At 73.5% G+C, this 13,103-nt stretch carries 8 protein-coding genes, 1 tRNA gene and 1 riboswitch; of the genes, 5 read left to right on the top strand and 4 right to left on the bottom strand.

Going from position 1 to position 13,103, the window contains the following annotated elements:
- The first annotated feature begins 34 nt into the window (after nt 1–34).
- The 4 genes from ACICHK_RS19355 (at nt 35) to ACICHK_RS19340 (ending at nt 4,176) form a co-directional block, all read left to right on the top strand.
- Nucleotides 35–1,177, top strand: a complete 1,143-nt coding sequence (locus tag ACICHK_RS19355; protein WP_151474098.1) for a dihydrofolate reductase family protein — start codon at nt 35–37, stop codon at nt 1,175–1,177.
- 86 nt (nt 1,178–1,263) lie between these two features.
- Nucleotides 1,264–1,337: transfer RNA gene (locus ACICHK_RS19350), tRNA-Met, on the top strand.
- Between the two features lie 454 nt (nt 1,338–1,791).
- Nucleotides 1,792–1,948: riboswitch (cyclic di-AMP (ydaO/yuaA leader) on the top strand.
- A gap of 11 nt (nt 1,949–1,959) precedes the next feature.
- Nucleotides 1,960–3,000 carry a M23 family metallopeptidase gene (locus tag ACICHK_RS19345; protein ID WP_406837899.1) on the top strand — a complete coding sequence of 347 codons (1,041 nt, stop codon included), beginning with the start codon at nt 1,960–1,962 and terminating at the stop codon, nt 2,998–3,000.
- 231 nt (nt 3,001–3,231) lie between these two features.
- Nucleotides 3,232–4,176 carry an aldo/keto reductase gene (locus tag ACICHK_RS19340; RefSeq protein ID WP_406837898.1) on the top strand — a complete coding sequence of 315 codons (945 nt, stop codon included), beginning with the start codon at nt 3,232–3,234 and terminating at the stop codon, nt 4,174–4,176.
- Nucleotides 4,177–4,259: 83 nt separating this feature from the next.
- Here the strand turns inward: ACICHK_RS19340 and ACICHK_RS19335 are convergent, their stop codons facing one another.
- From ACICHK_RS19335 to ACICHK_RS19320, 4 genes are all read right to left on the bottom strand, one after another.
- Nucleotides 4,260–5,606: a PrsW family intramembrane metalloprotease gene (locus ACICHK_RS19335; protein ID WP_406837897.1), complete on the bottom strand. Its 1,347-nt coding sequence runs from the start codon at nt 5,604–5,606 to the stop codon at nt 4,260–4,262.
- An 89-nt stretch (nt 5,607–5,695) separates the two neighbouring features.
- On the bottom strand, nt 5,696–6,532 hold the full coding sequence (gene trmB, locus ACICHK_RS19330) for a tRNA (guanosine(46)-N7)-methyltransferase TrmB (protein WP_406837896.1): 837 nt from the start codon (nt 6,530–6,532) through the stop codon (nt 5,696–5,698).
- Nucleotides 6,533–6,993: 461 nt separating this feature from the next.
- Nucleotides 6,994–8,229: an L-2-hydroxyglutarate oxidase gene (gene lhgO, locus ACICHK_RS19325; protein WP_406837895.1), complete on the bottom strand. Its 1,236-nt coding sequence runs from the start codon at nt 8,227–8,229 to the stop codon at nt 6,994–6,996.
- 140 nt (nt 8,230–8,369) lie between these two features.
- Nucleotides 8,370–9,791 carry an MFS transporter gene (locus ACICHK_RS19320; protein WP_151474092.1) on the bottom strand — a complete coding sequence of 474 codons (1,422 nt, stop codon included), beginning with the start codon at nt 9,789–9,791 and terminating at the stop codon, nt 8,370–8,372.
- An 879-nt stretch (nt 9,792–10,670) separates the two neighbouring features.
- Between ACICHK_RS19320 and ACICHK_RS19315 the strand changes: the two genes are divergently transcribed.
- Complete coding sequence (locus ACICHK_RS19315; RefSeq protein WP_406837894.1) at nt 10,671–12,764, top strand: asparagine synthase-related protein; 2,094 nt, start codon at nt 10,671–10,673, stop codon at nt 12,762–12,764.
- Nucleotides 12,765–13,103 lie beyond the last annotated feature (339 nt).

Below are 13,103 nucleotides of genomic sequence, written 5' to 3'. Positions count from 1 at the left end.
TTCCTGTGCGCGTGCGACCGGAGGATGCGTTCCGATGCCCCGTCCCTACGTCCTGCTGTCCGCCGCCGTCTCCCTCGACGGCTTCCTGGACGACACCGGCCCCGAGCGGCTGCTGCTCTCGGGCCCGGCCGACTTCGACCGGGTCGACGAGGTGCGGGCGTCCAGCGACGCGATCCTGGTGGGCGCCGGCACCCTGCGCACGGACAACCCGCGGCTCCTGGTCAACTCCGCCGAGCGGCGTGCGGCCCGTGTCGCCGACGGCCGCCCCGAGTACCCCCTGAAGGTCGCGGTCAGCGGCTCCGGCGAGCTCGATCCGAAGGCGCAGTTCTGGCACACGGGCGGCGAGAAGGTCCTCTACACGACGGACGAGGGCGCGCGGCGGGCGTCCGCCCTGCTGGGCGGCATCGCCGGCGTCGACGTCGTGCCGACGGGACCCGGACTCGACTGGCGCGTGCTGCTGGAACACCTTCACGACGTACGGGGCGTGCGCCGCCTCATGGTCGAGGGGGGCGGCAAGGTCCACACCCAGCTCGTGCGCGAGCAGCTCGCCGACGAACTGCAGCTCGCCGTCGCCCCCCTCTTCGTCGGACAGTCGGACGCGCCGCGGCTGTTCGGGACCGGGAACTACCCTCCGGGGCGGATGCGGCTGGTGGAGACCCGGCCCGTCGGCGACGTCGTGCTCATCCGGTACGTCCCCACCGCGCCCGGCACCGGCCCGCTCGCCTCCGCCGCGGACCGGCGGTGGCTGGAGCTCGCCTGCGAGCTGGCGGAGCTGTGCCCGCCCTCGAAGACCGCGTTCAGCGTGGGCGCGGTGGTGGTCGCGGCCGACGGCACCGAGCTGGCCCGGGGGCACTCCCGCGAGGGCGGCGACCCGGTCGTGCACGCCGAGGAGGCCGCCCTCGCCAAGATCGACCCGGCCGATCCGCGGCTGGCCGCCGCCACCGTCTACAGCAGCCTGGAACCGTGCGCCCGCCGCGCCTCCCGGCCCGCGCCGTGCGCCCGGCTCATCCTTGACGCCGGTGTGCGGCGGGTCGTCACCGCCTGGCGCGAGCCCGACACCTTCGTCACGGACGCCGACGGGAGCGGGCTCCTCGCCGCCGCGGGCGCCGAGGTCGTCGTCCTCCCCGAGTACGCGGACCGCGCCGAGGCCCCCAACCTGCACCTTCCGGCCCGGTAGGACCGGGTGTCCGCGCGCCCGCCCGAGGGGCGCGTTTAAACGGGTGTGCTCCGGGTCCCGCGGATGGCGTACACTGGTGTCAACGACGCGGGGTGGAGCAGCTCGGTAGCTCGCTGGGCTCATAACCCAGAGGTCGCAGGTTCAAATCCTGTCCCCGCTACTGAAGGCCTGGGGCCGGAACTCGGATTCACGAGTTCCGGCCCCAGGTGTTTGTCCCCGTCGGTTCTCCCGCGCTTCTCCCGGCTTGTTCCGGCTCATCGCTGCTTGTTCCGGCTTGTTCCGGTTGGGGTTCTTCGGTCCGCCCGTGATTTCCTCCGGCGGGCAGGCGGTGTTCCCCCGGCCCGCGATCCGTGCGGGAGCTTCGTGACCTGGCCTTTCCGGTCCCGGTCACGAGTGGTGGTCGGATGACGCCCCTCCGTACGGATGCTGACTTGCCGTCAGGCAAAATCCCGTCCATGTGAAAGGCCAACTCGCCCGTTTTTCATCGCTCATGACCCCAAAGTCCTGGCCGAAAGCCGTTAATGATCAGTCCGAACAGCTTGGAATTCGGTACCCGGGTCTATTAACGTTCGGTAACGCAGCGCGGTCGTCACAACCGTCACAAGAGGCGGCTCCGTGCGCACGTGCCGAATCCCGCAAGGGAACCGGGGACCCATCTCGTGGGGTGAATCGAGCGTAATCCGCCGTGGGGACACGGTGGCAGTACGCCCGTAGGAGACCTTCCTGCTCCGAACCCGTCAGCTAACCCGGTAGGCGGCAAGGAAGGAAAGGAGTGCGCCCAGGTGGCGTCCAACCGGCCCGCTCAGCCAGCCTCGTTCACGCCGGACGAACCGCAGACCTTCGGCTACGGCAAGGACGAGGGCCCCTGGGAGGAGTGGAACCCCACCGCGGATTCCGTCGCTCCCGTCCGCGGCCGGCACCGCACGGGCAAGCAGCGCGGCGGAGGACTCGCCCGCAGCTCCACGGTTCTCGGCGTCGGCGTCATAGCCGCCGTCGGAGGGGGCGGCATCGCCAGCGCCGCTCCGGGCAAGGCGCCCGTCTCGATCTCGCTGCCCGACCTGTCGTCGGTCGCCGCGTCGGCCAAGGCCCTGATATCGGACAGCGGATCCACCAGCACCGCTCCCAAGGGTTCCACGACTCCGCTCACCACCGCCGGTCTGACCGGCTCCGACGCGGCCCACGGCACCGCCGACGCCGGTGAGGCGCTGCGCGACCGCATCATGCAGCAGGCCCAGTCGCAGCAGAACCAGGCCGACACCGCCACGCAGCGGGCGGCCCAGACCGCCGCCGCGAAGAAGGCCGTCGAGCTCGCCGCCAAGCAGCAGGACGAGGCCGAGGCCAAGGCCGCCGCCGCGAAGGAGAAGGCGGAGGAGGCGGCCAAGGAGAAGGCCGAGGAGGAGCGCCTCGCCGAGCTCGCCAAGAGCTACTCGCTGCCGACCTCCTCGTACACCCTGACCTCGACCTTCGGCGAGGCCGGCTCCATGTGGTCCTCCGGCTACCACACCGGACTCGACTTCGCGGCGCCCACCGGCACGCTCCTCAAGGCGATCCACAGCGGCACCGTCACCGAGGCCGGCTGGGCCGGCGCGTACGGCTACCGCACGGTCCTCACCCTCGACGACGGTACGGAGCTCTGGTACTGCCACCAGTCGTCCATCAGCGTCACCGTCGGCCAGAAGGTCGCCACGGGTGATGTCATCGGACGCGTGGGCGCGACGGGCAACGTCACCGGGCCGCACCTGCACCTCGAAGTGCACCCCGGCGGCGCCGCCACCGGCATCGACCCGATGGCGTGGCTCCAGAGCAAGGGCATCAACCCCTGATCCGTGCGGCTCCTCGACCCGTGCGGTTCGTCGACCCGTACCGTTCCGACGAGGACGCCCACGGCTCCTGACGTGTCCCGTGCCCGTGTCCTCCCCGGTCTCCGGCGGTCCTGACGTCACCCCCCTCCGACGTCAGGACCACCGGTCGGGCGCGCACGAGAGGCCCCACGCACCGGCCCGTCCGGGACGAGTGCGGAATGCATCCGTCCGGCACGGGCGTTGGGGTCGTACATGACTTCTCTTCGCAAGCTCGGTTCGTCCGACCTCGAGGTCTTCCCGCTCTCCCTCGGCGGCAACGTCTTCGGCTGGACCGCGGACGAGACCCGGTCCTTCGCCGTGCTCGACGCCTACGCCGCCGCCGGCGGCAACTTCCTCGACACGGCCGACTCCTACTCGGCGTGGGTCGAGGGCAACGAGGGCGGCGAGTCCGAGACCGTCATCGGCAAGTGGCTCAAGACCCGTGGCAACCGCGAGGACATCGTGGTCGCCACCAAGGTCAGCCAGCACCCCGCGTACCCGGGGCTGTCAGCCGCCAACATCAAGGCCGCGGCGGACGCGTCGCTGCGCCGCCTGGGCACCGATCACATCGACCTCTACTACACGCACTTCGACAAGCCGGACGTGCCGGTCGAGGAGATCGTCGGAGCCCTCGACGAACTGGTGAGGGCCGGCAAGGTGCGGCACATCGCCGCCTCCAACATCTCCCCGGAGCGGCTGCGGGAGTCCCTGGAGTTCTCCGACCGCGAGGGCCTCGCCCGGTACGTCGCGCTCCAGCCGCACTACAACCTCGTCTCGCGCGACACCTACGAGGGCGCCCTGCTGGAGGTCGCCTCCCGGGCCGGTCTGGCGGCCGTCCCGTACTACGCGCTCGCCTCCGGTTTCCTCACCGGCAAGTACCGCCCCGGCACGACGGTCGACTCGCCCCGGGCGGCGGGCGCGGCCAAGCACCTCGGCACGGAACGCGGGCAGCGGGTCCTCGCCGCCCTCGACGAGGTCGCCGGGGACCGCGGCGTCGCCGTCCCGACGGTGGCCCTCGCCTGGCTGGCCGCACAGCCGACGGTCGCCGCGCCGATCGCCTCCGCCCGTACGGTGGAGCAGCTCCCGGCCCTGCTGGGGGTCGCGGACCTGGTGCTGACGGACGAGGAACGGGCACGGCTGTCGAAGGCGTCGGCGTAGCGGCCGGACGGTCGGACAGACGGGGCCCTGGCACACGGCACCGGTGATGCCCCCGGCACGCCACGCGCCGGGGCCGTTTCCCGCTAGGAGCGGTACGGGTTGTACGCCGGATACGGTGCCGGAGCGGACGCCCGCGTCGGCGGGCCGTACGGCCGAGCGGGCGGGACGACGTACCCGTACCCGTGGACCGGCCAGTGCGGCGGCGCGGGCAGCGGTGCCGTCGCACCGGCCGCGTAGGCGAGAGCCGGACGGGCGATCTCCCGGCGGCGCCACAGCTCCTCCAGCAACTCGCGCTCCCGTACGACGAAGTCGGCGCCCGCACGGCCCCTGCGCCCCCGGTGGCGCAGGAACGCCAGCGAGGTCGCGTACGCCTCGTACTCCGCCACCGAGCGCGCCGCGCTTTTGCCGAGGTGATGGCCGGCGTACTCGCGGGCGAGCCGCCGCGCCCGCATCGAGCCGAGGACCCACGGTTCGGCCGCGCCCAGCCATCCGGCGGCGGTGTACACGGGCAGCTCGGTACGGACGGTGCGCAGTTCGCGCTGCCGGGTCCAGACGACGAGCCAGGTCAGCAGCCCGAACGCGGGCACCATGAACGCGGCGTACACACCGAAGAACCCGAACCGGCCGAAGCCGGACGAGCCGTTCCAGAGCGCGTGCATGCCCATCGCGAGCAGCAGTCCGGTGAGGGGGAGCAGCACCCGGCGGGCGCGCCGGCGTTCGGGGGACAGCGCCGCGACGCCGAAGCCGATGCCGGTCAGCACGGTGAACAGCGGATGCGCGAAGGGCGACATCACCACGCGGACGAAGAAGGTCGCCGCGGTGACGGAGGCGAGGCCGCTCTCCCCGCTGAGCCGGTCGGTGCCGAAGGCGTTGCCGAGATAGAGGATGTTCTCGGTGAAGGCGAAGCCGGTGGCGGTGACCCCGGCGATGACGACACCGTCGACGATCCCGGTGAAGTCCCGTCTGCGGAAGAGGAAGACCAGCAGGACGGCCGCCGCCTTCGCCGATTCCTCGACGACGGGCGCTATGACGGTCGCGCCGAGCGTGTCCGCGCCGGACGGGTCCGCGGTCGTCATGGCTATCCAGCGGGTCGCGAAACTGTTGGCGACGATCGCTATGAGCGCGGCCGCGCAGGCGCCCCAGGCGAAGGAGAAGAGCAGGTTGCGCCAGGGGCCCGGCTCGACCCGGTCCAGCCACCGGAAGGCGGCCACGAGCAGCGGCACGGGGAACACGGCCAGCCCGAGGCCGACCAGGAAGCCCTCGGTGCCGGTCTGTTCGCGGACGAGGGCGAGGATCACCAGCCCCGACATCGCGAGCAGCGTGATCAGCGCTCCGTAGCGCACCCATCCGCGCTGCCACCAGTGCGGATGTCTCGGCGCGGGTCCGGCGGGTCCGGCGGGCCGGGTCGGATACGGGGGATGGATGGCCACGGCATTGACCCTAACGAGGGAGGGCGTGGCCCGCGACGGCAAGGGGAGTCCCCGGGAATTCCCGGCGGACGCCGACGGGTGTGTGCGGGTCAGTCGCCCGGGGCGTGCTGGTCTCGATGCTGTACGCGGCGGAAGAGGAGGTCGTTCACCACATGACCCTTGTCCAGTCCCTGGCCCTCGAAACGGGTCAGCGGCCGGAACTCCGGACGGGGCGCGAAACCGCCGTCCGGCCGGGTGTTCTCGAAGGCGGGGTGCGCGCTCAGCACTTCGAGCATCTGCTCGGCGTACGGCTCCCAGTCCGTCGCGCAGTGCACGAGCGCGCCCGGCGCGAGGCGGGTCGCGGCGAGGTCCAGGAACTCCGGCTGGATCAGCCGCCGCTTGTGGTGCCGCTTCTTGGGCCAGGGATCGGGGAAGAAGACGCGCAGACCGTTCAGGGAGTCGGGTGGGAGCATCTCGCGGAGCAGGATGATCGCGTCGCCGTTGGCGACACGGATGTTGGTCAGGCTGTTCCGCTCGGCGAGGTTGAGCAGGTTGCCCTGGCCGGGGGTGTGCACGTCGACGGCGAGGATGCCGGTCCCCTGGTCGTCGGCCGCCATCTGCGCGGTGGCCTCCCCCATGCCGAAGCCGATCTCCAGCACGACGGGGACGTCCGCCCCGAACAGCTCGGCCAGGTCGAGCGTCCGCCGTCCGTCGATGTCCAGACCCCACTTGGGCCACAGCCGCTGCAACGCGTCCGCCTGTCCGGTCGTCACCCGGCTCCGGCGCGGCTGGAAACTCCGGATCCGCCGCTCGAAGTGCGAGCCGGCGGGATCCGCCTGCGGACCGTCGGGGAAGCGGGGCTCGCCCTTGGCGCGGTGGTGACGCGGCGAGCCGTCCTCGGCGGAGGCGGGCCGGGTCTCTTCGGTGGAGTCGAGGAAATCAGACACAGTGGGGTCGATTTTACGGGCGCTGCAGCAAGCCCGGAGCGGACCTGGCCCGGAGCCGGGGCATCCCCCTCGAAGCCGGGCGGCCCCCGGAGCCGGGCGGACCGCCGAGGACGGCGGGCGGGGCGCCGTGACGGGTGGGAGTGCCGCCAGGGCCGACAACAGGATTGTTGCCGGGGCCGCCTGGCGAGCCGCCACGGCCGACGGGTGGGCCGTGGCGGTCGGCGGGTGGGCCCGAGCCCGGCCGACGGGGCGCTGGGGTCAGCGGGTGGGCTGCCACGGCTGGCGGGTGGACCAGTGCGGTCGGGGTGGGGACCGTCGTGGACGGCGTCATCCGGAGGGTGGAGCGCTCAGGCCGCCGCCAGGCCGAGAGGGCGGGCCGCCGTGGCCGCCGGACGGACCACCACGGCCGGGGTGCGGGCCGCCGTGGCGGCGGGGGGACGGTGGCCGGGCGGGTGGGCCGCTCAGGTCGCCGCCAAGGACGCCAGTGCCCGGCGGGCGACCTCCCGGCCGATCGGGAGGGAGGCGGTGGCGGCCGGGGACGGCGCGTTCAGTACATGCACGGTCCTCGGGCCCTCCTTGATCAGGAAGTCGTCGACCAGGGTGCCGTCGCGCAGGACCGCCTGGGCGCGGACCCCGGCGGCGGCGGGGACCAGGTCCTCCGGGGTCACCGCGGGCAGCAGCCGCCGCACCGCCTCCGTGAACGCCGCCTTCGACACCGACCGGCGCAGCTCCCCGGCCCCGTAGCGCCAGTGCCGCCGCGCTATGTGCCAGGAACCCGGCCAGGACAGCGTCCGGCCCAGTTCACGGGGCCGGACGACTCCCCATCCGTATCCCTCCCGGGCGAGCGCGGGCACCGCGTTGGGGCCGATGTGGACGCCGCCGTCGATGCCCCGGGTGAGATGGACGCCGAGGAACGGGAACGCGGGGTCCGGAACCGGGTACACCAGGCCCCGCACCAGCTCCGGCCGCGCCAGCGTGTAGTACTCGCCACGGAAGGGGACGATCCGCATCCCGGGGTCGTCCCCCGTGAGCCGGGCCGTTTCGTCGCAGTGCAGCCCCGAGCAGTTGACGAGCACCCGGCCGCGGACGACGCTCCCGTCGGCCGTGCGCACGGCGACGCCGAGACCGGGGCGGCGGTCGGCGCGCACGACGTCCGCCCCGTACCGTATTTCCGCCCCGGAGGCCTCCGCGAGCTTGCGGGCCACCGCCACGTAGTCGCAGATGCCCGTGGTGCCGACGTGGATGGCGGCGAGGCCCCGGACCTCCGGTTCGTGCTCGGTGAGCTGGGCCGGGCCGAGCTCCGTGACCGGAATGCCGTTCTCCCGGCCGCGCTGCACCAGCCCGTGCAGCCGGGGCAGCTCCGACTTCTCCGTCGCGACGATCAGCTTGCCGGTGACGGCGTGGGCGATGCCGTACTCCGCGCAGAACTTGACCATCTCCGCGGCACCCTGGACCGCGTACCGCGCCTTCAGGGAGCCGGGGCGGTAGTAGATCCCGCTGTGGATCACCCCGCTGTTGCGCCCGGTCTGGTGCCGGGCGGGTCCCTGCTCCTTCTCCAGCACCGTCACCCGCGTGCCCGGCGCCGCCCGCGTGATGGCGTACGCCGTCGACAGGCCGACGATCCCCCCGCCGATCACCAGCACATCGCAGTCGTAGGCGCTCCGCACCCGCACCACCTCCCGGCCTCGATAGTGCACTGCGCCACTGACAGTGCCCTCAAACCCGGGGACGGCGCCCCGCGTTTTTTCGCGCCGCGGGGCCGCGGCGCCCTGCTCACGCCCGGCGGTCCGGCCGCGGCGTCCTGCCCGCGCCCGGACCGCCGGGCGCCTCGTCCCGGCTACGCCGGAGCCATCAGCAGCGGACGGGCCCGCTCCCGCAGCTCCACCACGCGCGGCTCGTCACCGTACGGCTCCAGCCGGTGCAGCAGGTCCTTCACGTACTCGGTGGTGCGCGCGGAGGAGATGCGCCCCGCGACCTCCACCGCGCGCACGCCCTGCTCGCACGCCGCGTCCAGATTGCCGGACTCCAGCTCGGCGACCGCCGACACCACCAGGCGCAGCCCGTGCGACCGCACGAACTCCTCCGTCGGCTTGGACAGCGCCTGCTCGGTGAAGCGGCGTACCTGGCGCGGCGCCTTCAGGTCGCGGTAGCACTCGGCGGCGTCCGCCGCGAAGCGGTCGTACCCGTAGAAGCCGAGCCAGGAGGGGTCGTTGTCGCCGTCGCGGGCCCGCTCCAGCCAGCCCTCGGCCGCCTTCAGCGCCGCGCCGGCCGCCTGGGCGTCGTTCGCGCGTGCGTGGGCGCGTGCCTCGACGAGCCGGAAGAAGCTCATGGTGCGGGCGGTGGCGAGACCGCGGTTGCGCTCGAGGGCGGCCTGGGCGAGGTCGACGCCCTCGTCGCCGAAGCCCCGGTAGGTCGCCTGGAGGGACATGGAGGCCAGGACATAGCCCCCGAGGGGCACGTCGGCGGCCGCGCGGGCCAGCCGCAGGGCCTGGATGTAGTAGCGCTGCGCGGCTTCCTGCTGGCCCGTGTCGAAGGCCATCCAGCCCGCGAGGCGGGTGAGTTCCGCCGACGCGCCGAACAGGGCCCTGCCGACCTCGTCGGAGTAGGAGCCGAGCAGCAGGGGCGCCGCCTCGACCCGCAGGCACTCGGGCACCATGGACGAACGCCAGTCCCCGCCCCCGTACTTGGAGTCCCAGCGCCGGGCGTCCTCGGCCGCCTCGCGGAGTTTCAGCACGTCGCTGTGGCCGACTTTCAGGGGCGCTCCGGAGCCGTCGTTCGGACTCACCTCGCGCGCCACCGAACTGTCGGCCGGGGTTATCAGCCAGCGCGAGGCGGGCGTCGCGTAGGCGCTCACGGCGAAGGAGCCGGCCAGGGACTGCCAGATGCCGCCGCCCGTTCTGCGCCCGGCGAGGTCGAGGCGGTACAGGTCCGTCGCCGACCGCACCGCCTGCCCGACGTCACGGGGGAAGGCGAGTCCGACTTCCGGCGCGGGATCCGCGTCCGCCAGGCCGATCTCGTGGAGCGGCACGGGGCGGCCGAGCTTCTGGCCGATGGCGGCCGCGATGAGGTGCGGCGCGGCGCCCTGCGGCACCATGCCCTTCGACACCCAGCGCGCCACCGACGTCTTGTCGTAGCGAAGTGTCAACCCGCGCTGGGCGCCGAGGTCGTTGACGCGGCGCGCGAGTCCTGCGTTGCTGATTCCCGCGAGGGCGAGAACGGCGCCGAGTTTCTCGTTCGGCCCGCGTTGCTCCCTGGACATGCGCCACCCCTCGACACAGACGGCTGCCGCACTGGCATAACCACGCGGCATTCGTAAACCCAGCGTAGTTCGCCCGATCCCCAGCGTTAAGGGGCGTACGTCCGGTTGGCGGGATTGTGGTCCGTACGACTGTACGGACTGTTGCGATGTGCTCCCGTTGTGTGGCCGTGCGCCCGTCCGTGCGCTCTTCTCCGGCCACCGGGGGGAGCGCTTCCATGGAACCTGCGTGGGTCGGCCCGCTGTACTGGATCCAGTGGGCTGGGGGACACCGCCGCCTACATCCCCGCGGGCGGCGGACCGGTCCGGGGGGCGAACTCCGCCTCCCGGACTGTGCGTTGCCGAAGCGGTGCGCAAGGCCTGTACGGAGCGTGTCCGGAGCTGTCCGTCCATCACCGATTTGGCTGAAAATCGACGGCCCGTCGTGAGGGCAATCAGGGCTCCCACCATACGAGTTGAGGGCGCGAAGGGCGTCCTGGGGGAGCGTATCGGGGGCGCATTCGCGTCGACCTGCCGGGGGGCGGGTGGTGCGGAAGGAACGCCCCGTGGACCGGGGGGTTGTCCGGTGGCGCTCCGGTGGCCGTCCGGCGGTGGTCGGGTGGCCGTCCGGCGGTGGTCCGGTGGCCGTCCGGCGGTGGTCGGGTGGCGGTCCGGAGTGGATTTCCCTCCGGCGTGGGGTGACGGCCTTCGGTGGTCCCAACGGGCTTTGCGTGGAAGGTATTTGCCGGTGGAGCGTTCCCGCGCGACAGTGCGGGCGTTCGCGTGGGGGCGCACTCGGGGGAGTGCAAGCCGCCGCAGGGGCCCTCTCGTACGCCTCCTTCGTGGCAGCATGGTGCCGAGTTCGTACGGTGCACTGGTTGTCCACAGCCTGTGGAGGCGGCGATGCGATGGTTGGTGGGGTGGAGCAGCACCGTCGCCAGAGCGTCCGCGATCGGCTCGGCGGGCGCCACGGGTGACGACGGCGAGACCGTGCACCCCGTCGGTTCCCAACTCCTGTGGGGTGACCCGGATCCGCTGTGGGCCGTCGGCGACTGGCGTCCCGACGAGGTGCGCGTGGTGAAGGCCGACGCGGAGAACCGCATCGCCGTCCTCGGCACCTGCGGCGCCTCCGACGAGGAACTGCGGGTCGGGCTGTTCGCCGCGCGCGGCGGAGCGCTCCGCCACCTCACCAACTGGTCCGGCAGCTACACCGCGGTCGTCCAGGTCGGCCGCCGGGTGACCGTCTGCGGCGACCTCGCCGGCGCCCGGCCCGTGTTCTACACCCCCTGGGCGGGCGGCACCGCCTACGCCACCGCCGCGCTCCCGCTCGCCGACCTCATCGAGGCCAACCTCGACTTCGGCCACCTGGCCGCGGTGCTCGCCGCCCCCGACGTACCGGCCGCCGTGCACGACTCCACCCCCTACGAGGGCGTACGCCGCATCCCGCCCGGACACACGCTCGTCCTGCGGGCCGGAGCGCGTGAGATCGCCGGGTACGAGCCCGTCGCCTCCCTGGCCGTCGCCGCGCCCCCCACCGATCCCGCGATCGCCGTGGACGCCGTACGGGACGCCCTCGTGGAGGCCGTCCGCACCCGCCTCTCCGCCCCCCGCCACGTGCCGGGCACCGATGTGGACCCGGGGCCCGTGCCCGGCATGGGCCCCGCCGAGCGGCGCGCCGCCCGCGGGACGCCGGTGCCGGGCATCGGGGCCGACCTCTCCGGAGGGCCCGCCTCGGGGACCCTCGCGCTGCTCGCCGCAGGTCTGCCCGGAGCGCCCGGCACGGTCCTCGGGCACGGAACCGGCGCCGGGGAACGGCTCCTCGCGGTGACCTTCAACGACCTCGCGGTCCGGGGGCACGAGGCCGAGGTGGAGCGGGCCGGGACGCTGGCCGCGAACCCCCGGCTGCACCACGTGGTCGTCGCCGGGGGCGAAGAGGTGCTTCCGTACGCCGACCTGGAGGGGCCGCTGACCGACGAGCCGGGGCCGTCCCTGGTGACGGCGGCACGCCACCGCGCGCGGCTCGCCTCCGGCAGCGCGGACCACTTCATGGGCTACGGCGCGCGCCAGGTGCTGGACGCCCACCCGGCCCGGCTCGCCGACCTGCTCATGGACCGCAAGCGGCGCCATCTGGTGCGTCCCGTCGCCGCGTTGACGAAGGCCGACGGCTCGGTGATGGTCCCCGCGCGCGTGTACGGCGCGGCGCGCAAGCTCGCCCGTACGCCGTACCGCACCGGAGTCGACGTCCTCGCCGAGCAGTTGCTGCACCGGAGGTTCGAGGACCCCGGGGGCGCGGTGGGAGCGTCGCTCGCCGCGCTCAGCTGGGCGAGACCCGGGCCGGCCGCGCGCTGGCTGACGGGGGAGGCGCTGGCTGAAGTATCGGTTCGGCTGCAAGGGGGCGGCGGGCGGCCGAACGTCGGGCCCGGACAGCGGCCGGGGGACTTCCGCGCACGTGCCGCGCTGGCCCGCCACGCGGCCGACGTCCGCGTCCTGGAGCAGGCCGCCGAGATCCGCTTCCAGCGGCTGCACGCGCCGTTCCTGGACAACCAGGTCGTCCGGGCGTGCCGTGAGCTCCCGGAGGCGCTGCGGGTGCAGCCGGGGGCGCGGGCGGCGATCCTGCGGACGGTGCTGGAGGGGGCCGGGGTGGCCGATCTGCCCTCCGGGTGGGGGGCTCCGTCCCACGCGTCCTCCACGGCGGCGGCCCGGACCGGGGTGCGGGTGGCGGCCGATTCCCTGGTCTCCCTGTTCGACACGCCGTTGCTCGCGCAGGCGGGGCTGGTCGAGGCGCGCGTCGTCCGCAAGGCGCTGCGCTCGGCAGCGGAGGGGGCGCCGCTGCCCCTCGACGGGCTGGCCGATCTCGTCTCGCTCGAGCTGTGGCTGCGGCGGTTGCTGGCCCGGCGCGGGACCTGCTGGACGGGGACGCCGGCGCGCCAGCGGGCCGTTCCCGCGGGGATCGTTCCGCAGGGGAGGGCGTTGGGGGCGGGGGCCCGGCGGGCCTGAACCGTTCGTGGTTCCGGGCTGGTGCGGTGCGGTGCGGTGCGGCGTCGGTGGGGTGTGGGTCGGGGCCGTGCCGGTACATCCGCCCGCATCCGGACGGATCCCCCCCCCCGGGGTTTCGAAGTGCGGGTGGGTTCTGATCCGTCCGGCCTGCGGGCATTCGATGTACCGGCACGGCCCCTCCCGCGCGCTGCCGACTGCGGGTGCGAGGTCCAGCCGGTCACAGCCCCGGTCGGCGAAAGTTCCGGTCCCGGCCGGGGAAAGATTCAGCCCCTCCGGTGTTTGAGGAGCGGAGTCTGGGGCGGAGCCCCAGGGGTGGGAAGGGTAGGGGCGGAGGGGGCG

Origin of the sequence: Streptomyces sp. AHU1, assembly GCF_045343905.1 — a bacterium.
GTDB lineage: Bacteria > Actinomycetota > Actinomycetes > Streptomycetales > Streptomycetaceae > Streptomyces > Streptomyces triticiradicis.
The sequence above is the reverse complement of the archived record's forward strand: the minus strand, read 5'-3'. Positions and strand labels throughout refer to the sequence as shown.

What these genes read in the sequence shown, in the direction of transcription:
- ACICHK_RS19320 (WP_151474092.1), bottom strand. Translation starts at nt 9,791, where the DNA reads ATGTCCAGGGAGCAACGCGGGCCGAACGAGAAACTCGGCGCCGTTCTC.
- ACICHK_RS19355 (WP_151474098.1), top strand. Translation starts at nt 35, where the DNA reads ATGCCCCGTCCCTACGTCCTGCTGTCCGCCGCCGTCTCCCTCGACGGC.
- ACICHK_RS19340 (WP_406837898.1), top strand. Translation starts at nt 3,232, where the DNA reads ATGACTTCTCTTCGCAAGCTCGGTTCGTCCGACCTCGAGGTCTTCCCG.
- ACICHK_RS19315 (WP_406837894.1), top strand. Translation starts at nt 10,671, where the DNA reads ATGCGATGGTTGGTGGGGTGGAGCAGCACCGTCGCCAGAGCGTCCGCG.